Consider the following 23078-nt stretch of genomic DNA (forward strand, 5'->3'; position numbering starts at 1 on the left):
TATTTAAAGTTTTTCTAAAAAATGCTTTATGAATGTAGAATCTGTCAGAGAATATTGTTTGAGTAAAAAAGGCGTCACCGAATCTTTTCCGTTCGATGAAACATCGCTTGTCATGAAAGTAATGGGGAAGATGTTCGCTCTTATCGACTTGGAAAAAGCCAATGTCATTGCGTTAAAATGCGATTCCGAACGCGCCTTCAATCTACGTGAACACTACGCAGGGATTGAAGGAGCCTATCATTTCAATAAAAAATACTGGAATAGCGTACGATTCGATATGGATGTAAACGACCAACTTTTAAAAGAGCTGATCGATCATTCGTACGAAGAAGTCATAAAAAAATTCACTAAGAAATTACGCGCCGAATATGATTCCATTCTTTGAATTGTTTCCTATGCCGCTAATACATCTCCATAAAACCCATTCTACGAATACTTGGCTACGGGAATTATGCCAACGACAAAACGTAGAAGCATGGACTACCGTCCTCGCCGATTTCCAGACCTCCGGAAGAGGGCAGCGGGGTAATTCGTGGGAATCGGCTGATTCTAAAAACTTATTATTCAGTTTTGTTATTTTTCCTGATTTTCTCGAAGCGAGTCGACAGTTTCTGATCTCTCAAATTATATCTTTAGGCATAAAAGAAGAATTGGATACTTATACGAAAAACATTTCCATCAAATGGCCGAATGACATCTATTGGAAAAACAAAAAGATAGCAGGCATACTCATCGAACACGATCTGATGGGAGAAAAACTATGCCGAAGCATTGCAGGCATTGGGATCAATATCAACCAAGAAATATTTTACAGCTCAGCTCCCAATCCTGTTTCATTATTCCAAATCACAGGCAAACAATATGAAACCGTTGGTATTTTGAAAAACATTTTGCTTCGGATTCAATCTTATTATAACGACCTTTGTATGAATAGTACCGACTCAATCGAGGCATGTTACAAGGAATCGCTTTTCAGAAAAGAGGGACTTCACCCATATAAAGATGTTAACGGAGAATTCTTCGCGCGAATAGTAAACGTAGAACCTCAGGGCAAACTGATTCTGGAAGATGAAAATTTAAAAATGAGGGAATATATGTTTAAAGAAGTAGAATATTTATCAATATAACACTATACAATTATCAAATTAACATTATCTTTGACGATTATTTTTTGTTATCTAAAAACAGTCTCAACCCAATGAAAATAACATCTTATAAATTATCCGGCGTTTTGCTTATCTTGCTGACAACCATCCTAATGTCTTGCAAAGACGATGAAACGCTACAAGGAAGTGGAATTACGAAACAAGAATGGAGTGAAGGCCAAACATATACCATTCTTGCAGGAAAAGAGAAGACGGTCGCTTTTACTACAAAGGCCAGTTGGATAGCTCAAAGCAGTTCTTCTACATTAGTATCATTAAATAAAAACTCCGGAGGAGCGGGACAAAACACGCTAATCATAAGAGCGCACAACTCATCGGATAAAGAAGCGATCATTACCATTCGCGTAAGCGGTTATAGCACCCAAAGCAGTTTTAAAGTCAAAATAAAGATTAATGAAGAGGATAAAGACAGGGAGATAAACTATCTTGTAGATGACTATTTAAAACGAATGTATTTATGGAATGAAGAGTATAAGACTCTTACTCCTGATTTCACGTTAGCCTACGATAAGTTTGTAAAGCAAACACTCGTAAGCATGCGAACAAACAATTTAGATAAGAAAGTTCATCAAGAAAGTGACGGACAGATTCGTTATTCATTATACTCCTATATACGTAAGCTTGATCCGGATTTACAGTCGGATACGCGAGCAGGAAAAGATAAGATAGAAAAAGAGAAAGAATACAGCTATGGCTTTGTCGGACTACAACCAGTGCAAGAGCTCTCTTCATCAAAAGGGTTCTTTGTGATACAAGGAGTACATCCCGGTTCATCGGCAGATCAAGCCGGCTTGAAACGAGGAATGGAAATACATAAAGTCGGTGGAGAGTCGATTTCTATAGAAGAATGGGAGGATATATATATCAGTTTAATAGCCGGTGATTCCCGGTCTACACAACAAGTGACCGATAAAGACGGAAAAGTTTATAATATCAACTCCGGACCGATAGAAGTGAATCCGGTTATTTACAGTCATGTAAAGAATATCCATTCGCATAGAATCGGGTATTTGGTATATAGCAAATTCGATGCCGGATTCGATCAGGAATTGTTCGATGTATTCAAGAAATTCAAAAAAGAAAACATTACGGACCTCATTCTTGACCTCCGCTACAATGGAGGAGGGCATGTAATATCCGCTCAATTAATCTCCAGTTGCATTGCCGGAAGCACATACGAGGGAAAGGTGTTTTCTTCATACCGATACAATGAGGAGCGAATGAAAGCAATCGGCAACAAAAAGAGAACAGACCCGTTTTTATACTCCACATACGAAAATCTGAACACTTCGCTTGCTGAAGGAGCGATGAACTTATCCAAGGTCTATTGCCTTGTCAGCGGGCAGACAGCCTCAGCCAGTGAACTTGTGATTAATTCATTAAGAGGTATCGACATAGAAGTCATCCTCATCGGTGGGCAGACAAACGGCAAAAACGTAGGAATGGAAGGAACCGAGTTCACAACTAAAGCGGGAACCTACGAATTCTTCCCTATCACTTTTCAATCCTATAATGCCAAAGACTTTGGAGACTATGAGAACGGATTCGACCCCGACCATATTATAAATGAGAATAATCCTCGAGGCAAACAGTTCGAAGGATACAAAGAATTCGGTGCTGAAGACGAACCATTATATGCAAAGGCCATCGGCCTTATCACAGGCAAACCCTCTAAGATGGATAGAAGTACACGGGCGGAAATAGAGCAACCGAAACTGATACTACAGGTTCCTGAGATCCGGCAGATTGGAATGATAAAATAAATACAGCAAATAGAAAAAGAGGTGAACCGTACATCATCGGTTCACCTCTTTTTCTACGATAGATATTTTATCTAATGTCCTTCGGGCTTCTGTAGAAGGAAACTTTGATACAACCTTTTGCAGAGAAACGCGTGCGCGCCGGTAAGCGTTGGAAAAAAGCTTCGACATCTTATCACGGTAATTGGCATATTGCATCTTTGTTGGAGCAGAAAGTTTTTTATAGTCATTCTCCAGCTGCTCTTTCTCTTTCTCTGCCATCAAGTAATAATAATTGCCCAGAAATATATTCGCAGCCAGATTATCGCCATCCAATTGTAATATTTGTTCGTATATACCGACTGCTTCTTTCTCATGACCACGTCCTACTTGCATCTCAGCGCAACTCACCAGATAGTCGATATGATCAGGCTGCTTCTGCAACAATTCTCTGTAAAACAAATAAGCTTTATCGTAATTCCGATTCTTTTTATACCCCTCAGCCAACTCATAAGCCAACTTTAAAGCAATAGCATTGCTCTTATCTACATTTGTCCAATAAAACATTTCCGAACGCTCTATTTTGAGTTTGACAGCCTGACGAAAATAACTGACCGCCTGCCCTTGTTGATTGGATTCAATGGCAGTGGCAGCTTTATACAACATTTCGTCCGCAGTCTGTGCCGCTACCACCACAGGTAACGAAAATAAAGAAAAAAAAATAGCTATTAGGGGCTTCATAATCTGATGTATACCGAAATTATTTTTAGGATTATGCAAAGATAGGAACAAATGGATAAAATAGAAAAAGAAACATGAAAAAACGCAGATATGAACTTGACCGGATATAAAACATACCCTCTTTTCTGTACATATCCACGCTTCAACAAAGCAGATACGAGTCCTTTTTTAGTTCAACTCTTTAAATCATTTTGTATCCGAATGTTCTAAGGACTCTACAGGCTGAATTTCATTCCAGGGTTTGAAAGCGACCCTGACATCCTTATGCTCATTGATAACAAAAGTCTGTTCCGGTTCCACCGAGCGAATAACGACACCGTTAATTTTCCAATACTTAATTGTCCATGACTTGGAATGACTGGCAACAAAATGCACTTTCGTTCCTTTTACAAGCTCTGCCGGAGATTCCAGTTCTTTAACCGTCTCTGAAACCTTATCACTCGGCACCGGTTTAGCCGAAAGCGTACCTTCACCCTGATCTACTCCGAATACCAGCACTACTTTTTCTACTGTGGGAGGGGGAGGAAGAGAAGGAGAATTATCGTCATCGTCGCAAGAAAACGCAAAAAGCGCAAGTCCACATAACAAAATAACGGCAGGGAACAGATACCTAATCCGCTTCCTTAAGCCGACTCTTTCTTTTCTCATAGATGTTTTCATAAGTTAATAGTTTAGTTTACAAACAAATATACGATTTTATTATGAATAAACAAGCTTTTGAACAATAAAAGATGTTATTAGCAGTTCTTATTTTACCTTATTTTATTGATTCTTTGAACTGCTATTAAGGATATAATAAAAAAACATACCTTTGCCTGAGAAAAGAACAATCTCCACCCGAAAAACGTTGCAACAAGATGAGAGAAAAAAGACAAACTACCATAAACAGGCAGATTCTACAGATCGCACTTCCTTCAATCGTTTCCAATATTACCGTGCCTCTTTTAGGACTTATCGATGTGGCCATCGTAGGACATTTGGGCGCTCCGGCTTACATCGGGGCCATTGCCGTAGGAGGCATGCTATTTAATATCATTTACTGGATTTTCGGATTTCTGCGCATGGGCACAAGCGGAATGACTTCACAGGCATACGGACGGCATGATTTGAACGAAACCACCCGGCTGCTGATACGTGCCGTCGGTATGGGAATGTGTATTTCTCTCCTCCTGATTGTCTTTCAATATCCGATATTGAAAATAGCGTTCATACTGATACAAACTACTGAGGAAGTGAAGAATCTGGCTACAGTCTATTTCCATATTTGCATTTGGGGAGCTCCCGCCACACTGGGGCTTTACGGCTTTGCGGGTTGGTTTATCGGCATGCAGAATTCGAGGTTTCCCATGTACATCGCCATCATTCAAAACATCATCAACATCTTCGCCAGTCTTTGTTTCGTTTATCTGCTGCACATGAAAGTAGAGGGGGTAGCTGCCGGAACACTTATTGCCCAATATGCGGGATTCTTTATGGCTATTTGGCTCTGTCTGCGTTACTACCGCATCCATCGCAAACAAACATATTGGAAGGAAGTGATACGTAAGCAGGCCATGTACCGTTTCTTTCAGGTAAATCGGGATATTTTTCTCCGGACGCTCTGCCTGGTCATCGTCACCCTGTTTTTCACATCGGCGGGGGCTGCGCAAGGAGAAATCATATTAGCAGTCAACACATTGCTTATGCAGCTCTTCACTCTCTTCTCTTACGTCATGGACGGATTTGCCTATGCGGGCGAAGCGTTGGCGGGGCGGCATATCGGTGCACGTAACCGGACTGCACTTCGGAATACTGTCCGGCAACTTTTCCGCTGGGGCATCGGACTCTCTTTGAGCTTCACCCTGCTGTATACCATCGGAGGAAAACCCTTTTTAGAATTACTCACCAACGAACGGTCGGTGACCGATGCGGCCGAAGAGTACTCCTATTGGGCCATAATCATTCCCATAGCGGGATTCGCAGCTTTCTTATGGGACGGAATCTTCATCGGTGCTACCGCTACGCGCGGCATGCTTTATTCGATGTTCATTGCCACCGGCGGTTTCTTCGCCGTATATTACACTTTCAACTCCTTTCTGGGAAACCATGCCCTATGGCTTGCCTTTATTATCTACCTCTCGGCACGGGGCATTGCACAAACCGTACTCGGAAAGCGGATATTAAGCACAACCGACGTATAACTATCCGTGGCAAGCAATCTCCGAACCGACATTCCGCAACATTCTTCAAACAGTTTGCCTCCATTTCCATTTTTCTGTTGTATCTTTGCCTTAAACAAAAAATCAGAAAATATGGCAAAGTATAGAAGAATTCTGCTGAAACTCAGCGGAGAAAGCCTGATGGGAGAAAAGCAATACGGCATTGACGAAAAGAGACTGGCTGAATATGCCACCCAGATTAAAGAGATTCACGAACAAGGCATACAAATAGGTATCGTAATCGGCGGAGGAAATATTTTTCGCGGACTGAGCGGAGCAGGACGAGGATTCGACCGTGTAAAAGGCGACCAGATGGGCATGCTGGCAACCGTTATCAACAGTCTGGCTCTGAGTTCCGCATTGGTGGCCGTCGGAGTAAAAACACGCGTGCTGACCGCCATACGCATGGAGCCTATCGGTGAGTTTTACAGTAAATGGAAAGCCATCGAATATATGGAAAACGGCGAAGTAGTCATCATGTCCGCCGGAACGGGTAATCCCTTCTTCACCACAGACACCGGATCCTCACTTAGAGGTATTGAGATCGAAGCCGATGTAATGCTGAAAGGCACCCGGGTAGACGGAATTTATACTGCCGATCCGGAGAAAGATCCTACTGCCACTAAATTTGCCGACATCACTTACGATGAAGTATTAAGCCGTGGACTGAAAGCGATGGATCTGACAGCCACTTGTATGTGTAAAGAAAACAACCTGCCTATCATTGTGTTCGATATGGATACGGCGGGAAACCTGAAAAAAGTAATCGCCGGCGAAGGAATAGGCACATTGGTACACAACTGATCGTTATCCGATACGCAACACCCTTAACCGAAAACGATAAAAGAGAATCCGGGTGATGCATCCGTATGCAGATATTTGGCGACACACCCATTCAGACCCGCCCACAGGCGACATCATCGAAACCCGACCGACAGGTATAAATGGCATTAAACTCAATCTACACCAATCGGCGGGCTTTCTTGTATAAACAGAAAACCTGAGATACTTGTAAAGCACATTTCAAATTGTCAAGAAGAAGTTCGGAATCAATGTTCCTCCGTAGCTTTCATTCACACTTACCCGGCAATATCTCGTTTAGAAAAATAGAGATTTAATTTTAGGAAAATAGGTTTGAGAATGAAGTCCTCAAAAGTTTTAACCAGGCAGAGAAAACCCTTTGTGTGACTTTTTTGTATATATTATAGCATAGCGTTCAATTTCTTTTGAATATTTATCGGAAAAATGATTCATTTTAATTGCTTTATTCAAAAAAAGAATGATTTTATGCATTTTATTCGAAGATATTGCATATTTTTGCGCCAACAATCAGAATAATTATACAATGAAAAAGAAAGCAGACCGATTAGATGCCATCAAGATGATTATCTCCAGCCAAGAGATCGGCTCTCAGGAGGAGCTGTTGCAAGAGTTGAATCGCGAAGGCTTTGAGCTGACACAAGCCACTCTCTCACGGGACCTGAAACAACTGAAAGTTGCCAAAGCGGCAAGCATGAGCGGGAAATACGTATATGTACTGCCCAACGACATCATGTACAAGCGATCTACAGAACAATCTCCGGGAGAAATGCTGCGAAGCAACGGATTCATTTCGCTGCAATTTTCGGGAAACATTGCGGTCATCCGCACCCGCCCGGGCTATGCCAGCAGCATGGCTTACGATATCGATTCGCAAAACTTTGAAGAAATATTGGGAACGATAGCCGGCGATGACACCATCATGCTCGTTCTACATGAGGGAATCACACATGCCGCATTGCGTCGCAGCTTGTCTTTGGTTATTCCGAATATCAAGTAACTATACCTCTTTTATTTATCAAAAAATGGATGCTAAAGAAATAGATGTTATGGTAGCCGACGCCTCACACGAGGTTTACGTTGACACTATTTTAGAAACCATTCGGCAGGCTGCCGCTGTACGCGGCACCGGTATTGCCGAACGAACCCACGAATACCTGACAACCAAAATCAGAGAAGGAAAAGCCATCATTGCGCTCTACGAAGAAACATTTGCAGGGTTCACCTACATCGAATCGTGGGGGAACAAGCAGTATGTAGCCACTTCGGGGCTGATCGTTCATCCGGACTTCCGCGGACTGGGACTCGCCAAACGTATCAAGCAGGCTTCGTTCCAGCTGGCACGGTTGCGGTGGCCGAAAGCGAAGCTATTCAGTCTGACTTCGGGCGGAGCGGTGATGAAGATGAATACGGAGTTAGGCTATGTACCTGTCACTTTCAACGAGTTGACCGACGACGACGCTTTCTGGAAAGGATGTGAAGGATGCACCAATCATTCCATATTGATGGCCAAGGAGCGCAAATTCTGCATATGCACGGCTATGTTGTACGATCCGATGGATCCGAAAAACATTAAAAGAGAACAAGAGAGACAATTTTTTTAAGGAAAAGAAATACGGCACTATGGAAGAAAAAAAGAAGAAAAAAGTAGTGGTTGCATACAGCGGCGGGTTAGACACATCGTTCACCGTCATGTACCTCACCCGGGAAAAGGACTGCGAAGTGTACGCCGCCTGCGCGAACACCGGAGGATTCAGTGAAGAACAGCTGAAAACCAACGAAGAGAATGCCTACAAGTTGGGCGCGGTGAAATACGTCACTCTGGACGTAACGCAGGAGTATTACGAAAAGAGTTTGAAATACATGGTTTACGGAAATGTGTTGCGCAACGGCACTTATCCGGTCTCCGTAAGTTCGGAACGTATTTTTCAGGCACTGGCTATCGCACGATACGCCAACGAGATCGGGGCGGACGCCATTGCCCACGGATCTACGGGAGCGGGAAACGACCAGATTCGTTTCGATATGACCTTTCTCGTACTGGCTCCGAACGTAGAAATCATCACATTGACGCGCGACATGGCCTTGAGCCGTCAGGAAGAAATAGACTATCTGAACAAGCATGGCTTCCATGCCGACTTTACCAAACTGAAATATTCCTACAACGTCGGCTTATGGGGAACATCCATCTGCGGAGGAGAAATTCTCGACTCGGCGCAGGGACTGCCGGAAAGCGCCTATCTGAAGCACGTGAAGAAAGAGGGTAGCGAACAGCTGCGCCTCACCTTCGAAAAAGGTGAACTGAAAGCCGTGAACGACGAAAGATTCGATGATCCCATTCAAGCGATTCTGAAAGTGGAAGAGATAGGCTCGGCTTACGGCATCGGGCGAGACATGCACGTGGGCGATACAATCATCGGCATTAAAGGGCGCGTAGGATTCGAAGCCGCCGCTCCGATGCTTATCATCGGCGCTCACCGTTTCCTCGAAAAGTATACACTGAGCAAGTGGCAGCAGTATTGGAAAGATCAGGTGGCCAATTGGTACGGCATGTTCTTGCACGAAAGCCAGTATCTCGAACCGGTGATGCGCGACATTGAAGCGATGTTGAAAGAGAGCCAACGCAATGTGAACGGCACGGCGATTCTCGAACTGCGTCCTCTCTCCTTCTCTACCGTAGGTGTGGAGTCGGAAGACGATTTGGTAAAAACCAAGTTCGGAGAATACGGAGAGATGCAGAAGGGATGGACGGCGGAAGATGCCAAAGGCTTTATCAAAGTGACTTCCACCCCGCTTCGCGTCTATTACAACAACCACAAGGACGTAGAATTATAAATGAAGTAAACTTAAAAACTAATAACATGATAAAAGCAGGAATTATTGGTGGAGCGGGCTACACTGCGGGCGAACTGGTCCGTCTGTTGCTCAACCACCCGGAAACCAAAATCGTATTTATACACAGCAACAGCCATGCGGGCAAAAGAATAACGGATGTACACGAAGGATTGTACGGGGAAACCAGCCTCGTATTTACAGACGAACTGCCCCTGAACATGATTGATGTGCTTTTCTTCTGTACGGCTCATGGCGACACAAAAAAATTTCTGGAAAGCCACAACCTGCCGGAGAACCTGAAAATTATCGACCTCTCAATGGATTACCGCATACAAAGCGACGATCACGATTTCATTTATGGATTGCCGGAGCTGAACCGGCGCGCCACCTGCACGGCAAAGCACGTGGCAAATCCCGGATGCTTCGCCACCTGCATTTCGTTGGGGCTTCTCCCGCTGGCGAAGAACCTGATGCTGAAAGACGACGTGACGGTCAACGCAATTACCGGAAGCACGGGAGCAGGCGTGAAACCCGGATCCACCACACATTTCAGCTGGAGGAACAATAATATCAGCGTATACAAAGCTTTCGATCATCAACATATTCCCGAAATCAAGCAATCGCTAAGACAACTGCAAAACAGTTTCAACGCAGAAATCGACTTCATCCCTTATCGGGGAGACTTCCCGCGTGGGATCTTCGCCACAATCGTAGTGAAAACGAAAGTCGGCATCGAAGAAATCGAGCGCATGTACGAAGAATATTACGAAAGAGACTCTTTCGTACACATCGTGAAAGAAAATATCGACCTGAAGCAGGTGGTAAATACGAACAAATGCCTGATTCACTTGGAAAAGCATGGCGACAAACTGCTCGTTATCTCTTGCATCGACAATCTGCTGAAAGGAGCTAGCGGTCAGGCTGTTCACAACATGAACCTGATGTTCAATCTCGAAGAAACCGTCGGGCTGCGGCTGAAGCCGAGCGCTTTCTGACATCATCAAAAGAAAAACCTCGAGAAGGAGGCCGGTATGCACGCCATGGGCGTGCGCCAATCGACTGTCTCCTTTCGGATTTTCTTTCCAGAAGCACGAACATCTTTGGGCGGAAGCAACCGGCTCTGCACGTAACGAGCTGCGGAGATACGTACAAAAGCAATGCGGACAATGTGTCAGAAACGGGAGAACTTCGCACGCGATGCAGCTGTGGCAGTGCGGCACACAACATTGAAGTATAAACGTTAATCAGTAAAAAATGAATTTATTCGACGTATATCCTTTGCATGACATCAACATAGTAAAAGGAAAAGGAAGCAAAGTCTGGGACGACAAAGGCACGGAGTATCTCGACCTTTACGGAGGACATGCCGTAATCTCCATCGGCCACTGCCACCCTCACTATGTGGAAATGATCAGCAAACAGGTATCGCAGCTCGGTTTTTATTCCAACTCGGTGATCAACCCGCTGCAACAACAGCTCGCCGAACGGTTGGGCAAGCTATCGGGCTACGAAGAGTATTCGTTGTTTCTTGTCAACAGCGGAGCCGAAGCCAACGAGAACGCATTCAAACTGGCCTCGTTTCACAACAAACGCACGCGGATCGTTTCATTCGAAAAGGCTTTCCACGGGCGCACTTCACTGGCGGTAGAGGCTACAAACAATCCCGCCATCATCGCTCCGGTCAACCGTAACGGACATGTCACTTATCTCCCGCTGAACGACATCGAGTGTATGGAGCGCGAACTGGACAAAGGCGATGTTTGTGCGGTGATTATCGAAGGCATACAAGGTGTGGGCGGCATACAGATTCCCTCCGCAGAATTCATACAGGCACTTCGCGAACACTGTACTTCGACCGGAACAATCCTGATTCTGGATGAGATTCAAAGCGGATACGGCCGCACCGGAAGATTCTTTGCCCATCAGTTTTGCGGCATCAGGCCCGACATCATCACAGTAGCCAAGGGCGTCGGAAACGGATTCCCGATGGCAGGTGTCCTGATAAGCCCGATGTTCACTCCCGTATACGGACAGTTGGGGACAACTTTCGGAGGCAATCATTTGGCATGTGCCGCCGGCCTTGCCGTGATAGATGTAATGGAGCAAGAAAACCTGATGGAGAACGCCGCGCAAACAGGCGAATATCTGTTGCAGGAGCTTCGCAAGCTCCCGAAAATCAAAGAAGTGCGCGGACGAGGATTAATGATCGGAATCGAATTTGAAGAACCTGTAAAACAACTGCGCAGCAGGCTTATCTACGAGAAGCACGTATTCACCGGAGCAAGCGGCGCTAATGTGCTCAGACTCTTGCCCCCGCTCTGCCTCAGCATGGAAGAAGCCGACGATTTCCTCACCCGCTTTGCCGAATTGCTTTAAGGGCATGTCCGGCAAAGAGCTTTCCTACTTTCGTAAATGCTTCAAACATCGGGAAGAGTATAAAAAATCATAGAACTCGCTCCAACGAACCGTTTTTTTCATACCTTTGTTCCGTATGCTGACGCAAGAGCTGTTTCGCCTCAAAATCAGCATTGTGACCAAAAGATCTTTCTAAATTACTAACCTTAAAAGCATGAAAGCACTATGATGAAGAAAGCAGTCATTATCCTTTTATTAGGGTTGATATTCGGATGTCAGGACGACTACCGGACAGAAGTTTGGACTATCGCTTCCGAAGAATGGTACAAACCCGGGGGAGTACAGACATCGGGATATTGGGTTCGCAGGTTCGGCGCAAAAGAATGGGAACGGTTCACAGATCCGATTGAGGGCTTCTCGAAAATCTACCAACAGGGAAAAGAATACGTCATTGAAGTGGGAATCACCGACAGGGATATCTACGTTGCCGATCTGTCCGACGAAAAGTATACATTGCGCAGAGTGATATCGTGCAAAGTAAAGACAAGCGATGTACCTGAGCCCTAAACCCAACAACAGATATCGCCTTTGGCAACATTGAAAAGGAATGGACGCTTTGTCCTGAAGCGTCACTTTGACAAAAGCCGCTTTCGATGTGTGTGAATATGGTGAGTACCTGAAAACTATACCTTATCGAATATAGATTGATTGCTGCGGTGTACATATATGGGCACCGTGGTGTACATATATGGCTACCACGGTGAGTATATATGCCCACCACGGTAGCTATATATAGCCACCACGCTGAGTATATATGAACAACACGGCAAGTATGTATGGCGGGCATGATGAATCGCATTTCTAAAAACGCCCATATCTTATCCGGGCGATTCTTTGTTTTTTCGCAATTTACCGTTACCTTTGCCTTTATCAATTCACCAAAAATAAGCGCATATGAAAACAGCCATTATCGGTGCAGGAAACATGGGCGGCTCTATTGCCCGTGGCTTGGCAAACGGGAGTTTGATCACAGAATCAGATATCATCGTATCTAACCCCAGCGCAAACAAACTGGAACAGCTGAAAAAAGAATTCCCCGCTATTAAAACCACCCACAACAACGCGGAAGCGGCAGCAGGAGCGGACATTGTGATTGTAGCCGTGAAACCCGGCATTATGAAAGCAGTTGTCCGCGAATTGAAATTAAAAAGCAGGCAGATTCTTGTTTCCGTGGCGGCGGGCATCAGCTTCGAAGAGCTGGCACACTTTGGCATACTGCCGGAAATGCCGATGTACCGTGTGATTCCGAACACAGCCATCTGCGAACTGGAAAGCATGACGCTTGTCTCCGCACGCAATACAAACAGCGAGCAGGACGAGTTTATCCTTAGCCTGTTCAGAGAGATGGGAATGGCTATGATAATACCCGAAGAGAAAATGGGTGCCGCCACCGCCTTGGCCTCATGCGGTATAGCCTATGTACTGAAATATATACAAGCTTCGATGCAAGCCGGTATCGAGATGGGGCTTTCTCCTGAAAACGCGATGGCAATGATTGCCCAATCGGCTAAAGGAGCGGCTGCCTTGATCTTGAAGCACCAAAGTCATCCGAGCATAGAGATAGACAAAGTGACCACTCCGGGCGGAATAACCATCAGAGGACTAAACGAACTGGAGCACAACGGATTTTCTTCGGCTGTAATCAAAGCCATGAAAGCAGCTCTCTCATAGCCTGAAAGAGCAGGCAGGCAAGAAGAAACCGCGGCAAGAGATAAAAACAAATTCATAACTTAATATCAAAACACAAAGGTAGTGAAGCGGATCCGGCGGATGGTTGGAAACATTCGCCCGCAGGTCGGTTGCGCTGCCTCTATTTTTACTGTATTATGGACGATCAAATCAGACAAATAGCAGAACGCCTCCGCGGCTTGCGGGATGTGCTGGAGCTGACTCCGGAAGACATCGCTCGTGACAGCGATATTTCTGTCGAAGAATATAAGCGGGCAGAAACAGGCGACTATGACATTTCCGTGAGCATGCTGCAAAAAATAGCACGCACGTACAATATCGCCCTCGACGCGCTTATGTTCGGTGAAGAGCCGAAAATGAGTTCTTACTTTATCACTCGTGCAGGCAAAGGAACCAGTATCGAACGCAGCAAAGCTTATAAATACCAATCGCTGGCGGCAGGATTTATGAATCGCATTGCCGATCCGTTCATCGTCACCGTTGAGCCGAAACCGGAAAACGAACCCATCTTTTACAACAGCCACAACGGGCAGGAGTTCAACCTCGTGCTCGAAGGACGGATGCTTATCAGCATTGAAGGCAGAGACTTAATATTGAACCAAGGAGACAGCATATTCTTCAACTCCAAACTCCCACACGGCATGAAAGCGCTCGACGGCAAAACGGTGCGTTTTCTTGCAGTAATCATGTAAAACAATTATGATAGAAAGATTTTTAGCGCAAACCACTTTTACTTCACAAGAAGATTTCATCAAAAACTTAAAAATAAACGTTCCGGAGAACTTCAACTTCGGTTACGATGTAGTAGATGCGTGGGCAGCCGAACAGCCCGACAAGAAAGCTTTGCTCTGGACAAACGATAAAGGGGATTTTCTTCAGTATTCGTTTGGCGACATGAAGCACTATACAGACCGGACGGCTTCGTACTTCCAAAGTCTCGGTATCGGGCGGGGCGATATGGTGATGCTTATTTTAAAACGCCGTTACGAATTCTGGTTCAGCATCATCGCCCTTCATAAACTGGGAGCGACGGTGATTCCCGCCACTCATCTGCTGACTAAAAAAGACATTGTATACCGATGCAACGCCGCCGATATCAAAATGATTGTAGCCGCCGGCGAAGAGGTCATTTTGCAGCACATTCAGGATGCCATGCCCGAGTGTCCGAGCGTAAAGCATCTGCTCAGCGTAGGTCCCGATGAAGCAGAGGGATTCAAAGACTTCCATCAAGGAGTGAGCAACGCCGCTCCTTTCGTACGCCCCGCACACGTGAATACGAACGATGATATATCGCTTATGTATTTCACTTCGGGAACAACGGGCGAACCGAAGATGGTGGCCCACGATTTCACTTATCCGTTGGGACACATCGTCACCGGGAGTTTCTGGCACAACCTGAACGAAGACAGCCTTCACCTCACCATTGCCGATACCGGTTGGGGGAAAGCGGTATGGGGAAAGTTGTACGGACAATGGATAGCGGGGGCCAACGTCTTCGTGTACGACCATGAGAAATTTACGCCTGCCGACATTTTACAGAAAATACAGGATTTCCGGGTCACTTCACTCTGCGCCCCTCCCACCATCTTCCGCTTTCTTATCCACGAAGACCTTACCAAATATAATCTTTCTTCGCTCCGGTATTGCGCCATCGCAGGCGAGGCTCTGAATCCCGCCGTATTCGACACCTTCAAGAAGCTGACGGGAATCAAGCTGATGGAAGGGTTCGGGCAGACAGAGACTACGCTGACCGTAGCAACCATGCCGTGGATGGAGCCTAAGCCGGGCAGCATGGGATTGCCCAATCCGCAATACGATGTAGACCTGATAGACCATGACGGCCGTTCTGTGGAAGCCGGAGAGCAAGGACAAATCGTTATCCGCACCGATAAAGGCAAACCGCTCGGGCTCTTCAAAGAGTATTACCGGGATGCGGCACGTACGCGCGAAGCCTGGCACGACGGCATCTACTACACAGGGGATGTGGCATGGAAAGACGAAGACGGTTATCTTTGGTTTGTAGGCCGTGCCGATGATGTAATTAAAAGTTCGGGCTACCGCATCGGGCCTTTCGAAGTAGAAAGCGCATTGATGACTCATCCGGCGGTAGTGGAATGCGCCATTACGGGAGTGCCTGATGAAATCCGCGGGCAAGTGGTGAAGGCAACAGTGGTGCTTGCAAAAAAATATAAAGAGCAAGCGGGAGATGCTTTGATAAAAGAACTCCAAAACCATGTGAAGAGGGTGACAGCTCCTTACAAATATCCGCGCGTTATCGAATTTGTAGAAGAACTCCCCAAAACGATAAGCGGCAAAATCCGCCGGGTAGAGATCCGCCGGAACGATAAAAGATAACCAAAGTATGTCGTCTCCCTACATATTGAACGTGGAATTACACAGAAGGCAAATTCGAATCGTGTAACTCTGCGTTCAATAAAATGTCGCCCTACAAACCGTGTAGCTTCACATAAAAATATTTATCTGCTTTTCTTTACATACACTCTTCAGGCTATTCTATCGCCTACCGCAGCACAAAGGATATATTTCCATACATTCATACCCTATCCGCTAAATATTTCTTCTTACATAAAACTTCCTCACAGCAAACCAATAACATCTTTTAATAAATAGATATATTTTTTCTTGTTTTTTCCTCTTATTTTTGCGGCCTGTTTTTCAAACTCTACAAACAATAAACATTATGATAAAAAATAGACAAAGCTCTCAAGTAAGAGTATTCTCCGGAACTCCATGGGAAGTAGCCCATGTGAAAAGTCTTTTAAATCAAGCCTATATTCAAGCCTTTACAAAAGAAGATGGCTTAAATGGCATTCAGATTACAGTACCATACGAAGATTATAGCGCTGCCATACGCATTATCAATGAAAAGACCGCATAAATCTGTGGTCTGCACAGTTTCTAAATTGAGGAATTTCTGGGTAGTAATTCCTCAATTTGTGTAATACATCCACACTTCTCTACAAAAACGCTTCTTATCTCCATCACACACTCTACTGATTATCTGCATATTAATAAAAAAGATAGTTTTGGCACGGCTCTTGCCTTTTAAACTGGCATGAGAACAAACCCAATTTTATTCACACTTTAAAAAATTAGAATTATGAAAAAGGTATTAGTAGCATTAGCGATGATTATGGGAATGGGAACTTCTGCCGTGTTTGCACAAGCACCTGTTGATAGTCCTTCTACAGAACAAACTTCACAAGTTCCTCAAGACGAATTCGTTAAAATGGATGTAAAAGATCTTCCGCAAACAGTAATTGAAGCTTTGGCCAGAAAGCGTGCGGGAGCAGGGATTAAAGAAGCATTTGTTGCAGAAAAAGAATCAGGTGCCATTTACAAAATCGTACTCATCGTAACAAAGAAAGAAGATAGAAGCACCATAGAAGAAACGGTTTTTATAAATGAAAAGGGAGAGTTCATCGAAGAGCAAAACGTTTGATCTTAAAAAAAGGTAGAATTGTTTGTTTACTTGCTAGGGAGGGTATCCGAAAAGGGTACCCTCTATTTTTTCTAAAAGTAAATCGCTGTTAGCTACCCTTTGGCTACCTATAAAAAAGCCCTCACTAAATCAATCATTTAGCGAGGGTAGTGTACTCGAAGCGGGACTTGAACCCGCACAGCCGCAATGGCCAAGGGATTTTAAGTCCCTCGTGTCTACCGATTCCACCATTCGAGCATCCTTTAAAAAAGAGAGCGGAAAACGAGACTCGAACTCGCGACCCTAACCTTGGCAAGGTTATGCTCTACCAACTGAGCTATTTCCGCGCTTTTCAACGGATGCAAAGATACATCGTTTCCTCGTTTCTGCCAAACTTTTTTAGATAAAGTTTACCGAAAACGAAGTTTACTATCCGGAAAAATTAGAAACAAATCCAACACACAAAGTCTCTTTTTCGGATATTCATCATTGCTTCCATAGTACAAAATGACTCCCAATGATTAAAGTGCGTCCGACAGTCATTGGGGATTTTCTTTATTCGCTTCTCTATGAGGCAATAAGAATCGGGAACGTTCAGTTTGCACTCCGGATAAAATGCGACCATAAATCGGCAGACGCAATTATCTTCATAGTTTTTAGGAGGAGTATCGGACAAACCTCATTGAAACTTTCGATCTCTGCCTGTATTACCAGGCGCAGGTTGTCCGGCGAAGTCGAAAATGCTCATCAGAAAGTGGTTATTGATCCAACAAAGCCTTTTCCGCAGCCTCCATCTTATGAAAATGGAAGCCGTCCATGACTTGCTTCATCAATCTCTCGATTTCCTGATTACACAAATTGCCGATACTGCCTTCATGCGTATGACGAACTTGTTTGTCGTGACTGAAGAGATCGGCCTCGATGTCCAAACCAACTTTTTTATAAGCATCACGGAAAGGTATTCCCTCGCGAACCAAACGGTTGACCTCTTCTACACTAAAGATAAGCTGGTATTTATCATCGTCAAGAATATGTTCGTTTACTTTCATCTCACCCACAATAAAAGCAGTCATCTGCAAGCAATCTTTCAACTCCTGAAACGCAGGAAGAAAGACCTCTTTTATAATCTGCAGATCACGGAAATAGCCTGAAGGAAGATTGTTGGCAATCATCATGATCTGTTGCGGAAGAGATTGCAGCTTGTTGCATTTGGCACGAACCAGTTCGAACACATCGGGATTCTTTTTATGCGGCATAATACTCGACCCTGTAGTGCATTCATCGGGCAGACGCACGAAACCGAAGTTCTGGCTGTTAAACAAACAGGCGTCGTATGCCAATTTGGAAACTGTTCCGGCAATGGTAGCCAACGCGAACGCCACGTTACGTTCGGTTTTACCCCGACCCATCTGAGCATAAACCACATTGTAATTCATAGAATCGAAACCGAGCAGCTCGGTGGTCATCGTTCTGTTCAGTGGAAAAGAAGAACCGTATCCCGCAGCAGACCCCAAAGGATTGCGGTTGCAGGTCTTAAAGGCAGCCTGCAGAAACTGCATATCGTCTACCAGACTCTCGGCATACGCGCCGAACCATAACCCGAAAGAAGAAGGCATTGCAATCTGCAGGTGTGTGTAACCGGGCATGAGAATGTTTTTATACCGTTCGCTTTGGCGAATCAATACATGAAACAACCGCTCCACATCTTCAGCCACTTCTTTGATTTGCGCACGGGTAAAAAGTTTCAAATCCAGCAACACCTGATCATTGCGCGAGCGCCCGCTATGGATTTTCTTGCCGATATCACCCAAACGGCGAGTCAGCATCAGTTCTACCTGAGAATGCACATCTTCTACTCCATCCTCGATCTGAAACTCCCCGCTCTCGGCAGAGGCATAGATAAGCTTCAGTTCGTCCAGCAATTGCCTTAATTCATTTTTCGACAACAAGCCGATGCTCTCGAGCATCGTAATATGAGCCATCGAGCCTATTATATCGTGCTTGGCCAGATAAAGGTCCATTTCACGATCGTGTCCTACCGTAAAACGCTCAATTTCCTCGTTCACCTGCACGGATTTTTCCCAAAGTTTCTGCGCCATCTCTCTTAAATGATCAATATTGAACAACAGCCAGCATTTCGACCATTTTCTCAAGTCCGTCTTTCAACGGCTTTTGTACCATCGCTTTCATAAACGGATTGACTTCCATGCCGACAGTCAGTTTTATCTTACATTCCTCCGGAGCCGTCTCGACAATCTGTATCCACAGGTTAAAAGGCAACGGAGACTGAGTTGTCGCGAACTTGATACATTTACAAGGCTCACGCTCCACGATTTGGAGGGTCAACGACCCAACGGGAGAAACACTGAAGCTCAAGGTGTCGGAATCGAAACTCAGACCTTGTATTTTATCTTGCGGCAAACGGTCTTTCACCGCTTCCAGATTCTTCAGATCGGACAACTTGGCATACACACGCTCTTGGCTGCAAGGTATTACCTTAACACTACTCTCAATTTTATTCATATATATGTATTTGTAATGAACGAATGCATTCTTCTGTTCAATGAAAGGTTGTGTAAATCTTGTATTTAATCGATGTCTTTTTTGAATAAAAAAAGGACTGTCGGGATTACAATGCCCGAAAAGTCCTCTTCAAAAAAACATAATTAACCAAAAGTCCTTATTTTCCGGCATCCCAATGTGCGGGATCTTTACGCCATTCGTTTAAAGTTGGTATATCTTGCTCCTCAATATATTTCGTACGAAGAGCAACCTCCAACACCGCTTCATAATTAGTTAGTGTAACTAAAGGTACTTTAGCGTCTTTAAAAGCCTTTTCCGCCACCGGGAAACCATAAGTAAAAGCCGCAACCATACCTATAACGTCACAACCGTCTCGACGAATAGCTTCTACCGCTTTCAAACTGCTCCCACCGGTAGAAATCAAATCTTCCACAACCACTACTTTCATGCCGGGGCGGAGTTCTCCCTCAATCAGATTCTCCAGCCCATGATCTTTAGGCGTGGAACGAACATACACAAACGGCAAATTCAAAGCATCGGCAACCAAAGCTCCCTGAGGAATAGCTCCTGTGGCAACACCGGCGATAGCATCTACCTGACCGAACCTTTCCAAAATCAGCCGGGTAATTTCAATCTTCACAAAATTACGAAGAGAAGGGTAGGATAGAGTTTTACGATTGTCGCAGTAAAAAGGGGATTTCCATCCGGAAGCCCAAGTAAAGGGATTGGCCGGTTGAAGTTTTATCGCTTTAATTTTCAAAAGCTTTTCTGCAAATAATCTCTCTAAGTTTTTCATAAATAAACGAGCTAGCTATTAATCATTCGCTGCAAAATTACAGAAATAGAATGAGATTCAAAAGAAAGCAGCTGTTTATTTTTCATTTTCTTGCAAATGCTGAAAAACCAGCTTCTTTTGAATGTCCGTTCGCCATAGGATTCAAAACGAAAAAAGTGTTGTAAAAAAGACTTATAAATATATACAAACAAGTAAAGAGACTCCTTTTCAGGAAACCTGCAAACAAGAGCCGGCAGATTCAAAAGCAGTATCTTTCAGTCCTCTTCTTTCAAGTCGATACACAGCCTGATATATTCCCATTCAAATCCCCGGCTCATCGCAAACCGCGCTAGTTTGGCATTCCGTTCATATTCGTTTTCCGCACGGACGTTTTTTCGCTTGGCACGCAACAACTCGCGAAGCACCGACAAATAATGCTCGTCATCGATCTCGTCCAGATAACGACACACTGCTTCCGCCGGGATTTTCTTCTGATAAAGCCCTTGCGCTATTTTCTTTTTCCCCCACTTGGAAAAGCGGAATTTATCGTTGACATAAGCGCGGCAAAAGCGTTCGTCGTCTATATATTTCTCGGCTTCGAGCCTATCCATTATACGTTCGGCCACATCGGGCGCGATTCCCCAACGCCGCAACTTTTCATTTATTTCTTCCCGGCAATGTTCGGATGCCGAGCAATACGAAGCGGCACGCACCAATGCTTCATTCTCCGTCATTTGTCTATTCATAAGTCTGCTGCAACCATTCTATCGTTCCCAAACATATCTTTTATCACACGTACATTCCCGTATCCGCTCCCTTCGAGCATGAGGGCGGTTTCCCGTCCGTAAGCGCGATTGATTTCGAAATACAGCTTCCCTTCCGGAAGCAGCATCTTTCGCCCCAACGCGGCAATCCTGCGATAAAACCGCAAAGGGTCGCTATCGGGAACAAACAACGCCTGCTCCGGTTCCCATTCGAGGACATTGGGCTCCATCGTCTGCTTCTCAGACTCGGTCACATAAGGAGGATTGCTTACAATGACATCGTAAACGGGAACCTCGCACTCCGGTTCGGTTTGCGCATCGGACAGCACATCGATCTTCTTCAAAGCTACGTTCGCCTCCAACTCCTTATTGTTGGCACGAGCCACAGCCAATGCGTCTTCCGAAACATCCCAAGCGTCCACTGCCGCTTCCGGCAGCCTCTTATCCAAAGAGATTGCGATACATCCGCTACCCGTTCCGATATCGAGCAAACGAGCGGCTTGCGGATTTTCCCGTACAATTAAATCTACCAACTCCGCTGTCTCGGGACGAGGAATCAACACACCGGGAGCCACTCGGAAACTCCTTCCGCCAAACTCCGCATACCCGCGAATATACTGTATCGGCTCATTCTTTCGCAGCCGGGAAACAATGTTTTCCAATTCGCGCTGTTTGCTTTCAGATAAAATTATATCTTTGCCCATGTAAATATCAAGAGCTTTCAGTCCCAGCATATCGCAACAGATCAGCATCAAAAGAGCGCGCAGCTCTTCCGGCGGATAAAGTTCCTGCAATGACTGGCGGATGTAAGCGGTGATTTGATTCATTATTCCGTATATTTGATTTGCAAAAATAAGAATAAATAAAACGAAGCACACCGATGGAAGAAGAAAAATATATGAGACGTTGCATCGAACTTGCCCAAAACGGGCGGAACAACGCCGCGCCCAATCCCATGGTAGGAGCTGTCATCGTTCACAACGGACGGATAATAGGCGAAGGATACCACGTTCGTGCCGGCGGCGCACACGCCGAAGTAAACGCAATACGGTCTGTCGAAGACCCGTCTTTACTGAAACGGTCGACAATCTACGTCAGTCTGGAGCCTTGCTCCCATTACGGGAAAACGCCTCCCTGCGCCGACCTGCTCATCGAAAAGCAAATTCCCCGCATCGTAATAGGGTGTCAAGATCCTTTCTCGGAAGTCGCAGGACGAGGGATCGACAAATTGCGCGACGCGGGCAGAGAAGTAACAGTCGGAGTTTTGGAGCAAGAATGCAAGGCGTTGATTCGACGGTTCATTACTTTCCACACGCTCCGTCGCCCCTACATCACCCTTAAATGGGCAGAATCGGCAGACCGTTTCATCGACCGGGAACGCACAGGCGGAAGGCCGGTCATACTGTCGTCTCCTTTTACTTCCATGCTGACACATAAAAGAAGAGCCGAAAACGACGCGATTATGACAGGAAGACGAACCGCCCAACTCGACAATCCTTCATTGACCACACGCCACTGGCACGGGCGCAATCCCATACGCATTGTTTTAGACCGCAGCCTGTCTCTTCCCGCAAACTTGGAGATTTTCAACGGAGATGTCCCTACCTTGGTCTTTTCAGGGCGTGAAGCCCCCGACAGAGAGAACGTCACTTACATCCCGGTGGACTTCAACGAACGTCTTCTACCCCAAATCATGGAGCATCTCTATCGGCGGAACATCCAATCTGTTTTAATAGAAGGAGGCAGACAACTGCTCGATACGTTCATCAACGACGGGCTGTGGGATGAAGCGTTCGTAGAAAAATGTCCGCAACTGCTAAAAGGCGGCGTAAAAGCGCCCGATATACATTCGCCGGCAAACTGCTTCATCGAAAATCATTTTGGAAGAATGTTCTTGCATTACACCAATGAAAGCAACGTTAAATAACCGATTTTGCATGTTTTATGCCAATAAAAACAGCATTATTATCTA

24 protein-coding genes and 2 tRNA genes are annotated in these 23078 nt (G+C 45.2%); 17 read left to right on the forward strand and 9 right to left on the reverse strand.

All coding sequences use genetic code 11. The annotated features are described in order from the left end of the window. Positions 1–28: 28 nt before the first annotated feature. From C234_RS0110020 to C234_RS0110030, 3 genes are all read left to right on the forward strand, one after another. On the forward strand, positions 29–385 hold the full coding sequence (locus C234_RS0110020) for an MmcQ/YjbR family DNA-binding protein (RefSeq protein WP_027325651.1): 357 nt from the start codon (positions 29–31) through the stop codon (positions 383–385). Next, on the forward strand, positions 369–1127 hold the full coding sequence (locus tag C234_RS0110025) for a biotin--[acetyl-CoA-carboxylase] ligase (protein ID WP_027325652.1): 759 nt from the start codon (positions 369–371) through the stop codon (positions 1125–1127). Before C234_RS0110020 ends, C234_RS0110025 begins: the two co-directional genes overlap by 17 nt. A gap of 71 nt (positions 1128–1198) precedes the next feature. Next, a complete protein-coding gene (locus C234_RS0110030; protein ID WP_027325653.1) occupies positions 1199–2929 on the forward strand; it encodes a S41 family peptidase in 1731 nt (576 codons plus the stop codon). A gap of 33 nt (positions 2930–2962) precedes the next feature. Here C234_RS0110030 and C234_RS0110035 read toward each other — a convergent pair whose 3' ends face one another. Continuing rightward, positions 2963–3646: a tetratricopeptide repeat protein gene (locus C234_RS0110035; RefSeq protein ID WP_027325654.1), complete on the reverse strand. Its 684-nt coding sequence runs from the start codon at positions 3644–3646 to the stop codon at positions 2963–2965. 186 nt (positions 3647–3832) lie between these two features. Then, complete coding sequence (locus C234_RS0110040; protein ID WP_234179492.1) at positions 3833–4294, reverse strand: hypothetical protein; 462 nt, start codon at positions 4292–4294, stop codon at positions 3833–3835. Between the two features lie 209 nt (positions 4295–4503). Here C234_RS0110040 and C234_RS0110045 point away from each other — a divergent pair, with 209 nt between their 5' ends. The 13 genes from C234_RS0110045 to C234_RS0110110 all read left to right on the forward strand — a co-directional run bounded on the left by C234_RS0110045 (position 4504) and on the right by C234_RS0110110 (position 17065). After that, the gene (locus C234_RS0110045; RefSeq protein WP_027325656.1) at positions 4504–5826 is read left to right on the forward strand and encodes an MATE family efflux transporter; all 1323 of its coding nucleotides are present in this window, start codon (positions 4504–4506) and stop codon (positions 5824–5826) included. 111 nt (positions 5827–5937) lie between these two features. Further along, positions 5938–6648 carry a UMP kinase gene (pyrH, locus tag C234_RS0110050; RefSeq protein ID WP_027325657.1) on the forward strand — a complete coding sequence of 237 codons (711 nt, stop codon included), beginning with the start codon at positions 5938–5940 and terminating at the stop codon, positions 6646–6648. 541 nt (positions 6649–7189) lie between these two features. Next, positions 7190–7663, forward strand: coding sequence for an arginine repressor (locus C234_RS0110055; protein ID WP_027325658.1), 474 nt, complete (start codon positions 7190–7192; stop codon positions 7661–7663). A gap of 25 nt (positions 7664–7688) precedes the next feature. After that, complete coding sequence (locus C234_RS0110060) at positions 7689–8267, forward strand: GNAT family N-acetyltransferase (RefSeq protein WP_027325659.1); 579 nt, start codon at positions 7689–7691, stop codon at positions 8265–8267. A 19-nt stretch (positions 8268–8286) separates the two neighbouring features. Beyond that, positions 8287–9498: an argininosuccinate synthase gene (locus C234_RS0110065; RefSeq protein WP_027325660.1), complete on the forward strand. Its 1212-nt coding sequence runs from the start codon at positions 8287–8289 to the stop codon at positions 9496–9498. A gap of 26 nt (positions 9499–9524) precedes the next feature. Further along, positions 9525–10493 carry an N-acetyl-gamma-glutamyl-phosphate reductase gene (gene argC, locus C234_RS0110070; protein WP_027325661.1) on the forward strand — a complete coding sequence of 323 codons (969 nt, stop codon included), beginning with the start codon at positions 9525–9527 and terminating at the stop codon, positions 10491–10493. Positions 10494–10752: 259 nt separating this feature from the next. After that, complete coding sequence (locus tag C234_RS0110075) at positions 10753–11874, forward strand: aspartate aminotransferase family protein (protein ID WP_027325662.1); 1122 nt, start codon at positions 10753–10755, stop codon at positions 11872–11874. A gap of 204 nt (positions 11875–12078) precedes the next feature. Next, positions 12079–12420 carry a DUF4377 domain-containing protein gene (locus C234_RS0110080; protein ID WP_027325663.1) on the forward strand — a complete coding sequence of 114 codons (342 nt, stop codon included), beginning with the start codon at positions 12079–12081 and terminating at the stop codon, positions 12418–12420. 387 nt (positions 12421–12807) lie between these two features. Next, on the forward strand, positions 12808–13584 hold the full coding sequence (proC, locus tag C234_RS0110085; RefSeq protein WP_027325664.1) for a pyrroline-5-carboxylate reductase: 777 nt from the start codon (positions 12808–12810) through the stop codon (positions 13582–13584). A gap of 155 nt (positions 13585–13739) precedes the next feature. Then, entirely contained in the window at positions 13740–14294 is a 555-nt protein-coding gene (locus C234_RS0110090; protein ID WP_027325665.1) for a helix-turn-helix domain-containing protein, read from the forward strand. 7 nt (positions 14295–14301) lie between these two features. Next, a complete protein-coding gene (locus C234_RS0110095) occupies positions 14302–15957 on the forward strand; it encodes an AMP-binding protein (RefSeq protein ID WP_027325666.1) in 1656 nt (551 codons plus the stop codon). Positions 15958–16303: 346 nt separating this feature from the next. Beyond that, positions 16304–16501: a DUF2007-related protein gene (locus C234_RS0110105; RefSeq protein WP_027325667.1), complete on the forward strand. Its 198-nt coding sequence runs from the start codon at positions 16304–16306 to the stop codon at positions 16499–16501. A gap of 222 nt (positions 16502–16723) precedes the next feature. After that, on the forward strand, positions 16724–17065 hold the full coding sequence (locus C234_RS0110110; RefSeq protein WP_027325668.1) for a hypothetical protein: 342 nt from the start codon (positions 16724–16726) through the stop codon (positions 17063–17065). A gap of 152 nt (positions 17066–17217) precedes the next feature. Here C234_RS0110110 and C234_RS0110115 read toward each other — a convergent pair. The 7 genes from C234_RS0110115 to prmC all read right to left on the reverse strand — a co-directional run bounded on the left by C234_RS0110115 (position 17218) and on the right by prmC (position 21933). Next, positions 17218–17302 (reverse strand) — tRNA-Leu (locus C234_RS0110115). A 16-nt stretch (positions 17303–17318) separates the two neighbouring features. Continuing rightward, positions 17319–17391, reverse strand: a tRNA-Gly gene (locus tag C234_RS0110120). Positions 17392–17802: 411 nt separating this feature from the next. Further along, the gene (gene argH / locus C234_RS0110125; RefSeq protein ID WP_027325669.1) at positions 17803–19143 is read right to left on the reverse strand and encodes an argininosuccinate lyase; all 1341 of its coding nucleotides are present in this window, start codon (positions 19141–19143) and stop codon (positions 17803–17805) included. 13 nt (positions 19144–19156) lie between these two features. After that, entirely contained in the window at positions 19157–19567 is a 411-nt protein-coding gene (locus tag C234_RS0110130; protein ID WP_027325670.1) for an SRPBCC family protein, read from the reverse strand. A 157-nt stretch (positions 19568–19724) separates the two neighbouring features. After that, complete coding sequence (gene pyrE / locus C234_RS0110135; RefSeq protein ID WP_027325671.1) at positions 19725–20363, reverse strand: orotate phosphoribosyltransferase; 639 nt, start codon at positions 20361–20363, stop codon at positions 19725–19727. A 254-nt stretch (positions 20364–20617) separates the two neighbouring features. Continuing rightward, entirely contained in the window at positions 20618–21088 is a 471-nt protein-coding gene (locus C234_RS0110145; RefSeq protein ID WP_027325672.1) for a regulatory protein RecX, read from the reverse strand. Further along, on the reverse strand, positions 21085–21933 hold the full coding sequence (gene prmC, locus C234_RS0110150) for a peptide chain release factor N(5)-glutamine methyltransferase (protein WP_027325673.1): 849 nt from the start codon (positions 21931–21933) through the stop codon (positions 21085–21087). Before prmC ends, C234_RS0110145 begins: the two co-directional genes overlap by 4 nt. Positions 21934–21986: 53 nt before the next feature. Between prmC and ribD the strand changes: the two genes are divergently transcribed. Next, the gene (gene ribD, locus C234_RS0110155; RefSeq protein ID WP_034537427.1) at positions 21987–23033 is read left to right on the forward strand and encodes a bifunctional diaminohydroxyphosphoribosylaminopyrimidine deaminase/5-amino-6-(5-phosphoribosylamino)uracil reductase RibD; all 1047 of its coding nucleotides are present in this window, start codon (positions 21987–21989) and stop codon (positions 23031–23033) included. The last annotated feature ends 45 nt before the right edge of the window (positions 23034–23078 follow it).

Source organism: Bacteroides pyogenes DSM 20611 = JCM 6294 (genome assembly GCF_000428105.1).
GTDB lineage: Bacteria > Bacteroidota > Bacteroidia > Bacteroidales > Bacteroidaceae > Bacteroides > Bacteroides pyogenes.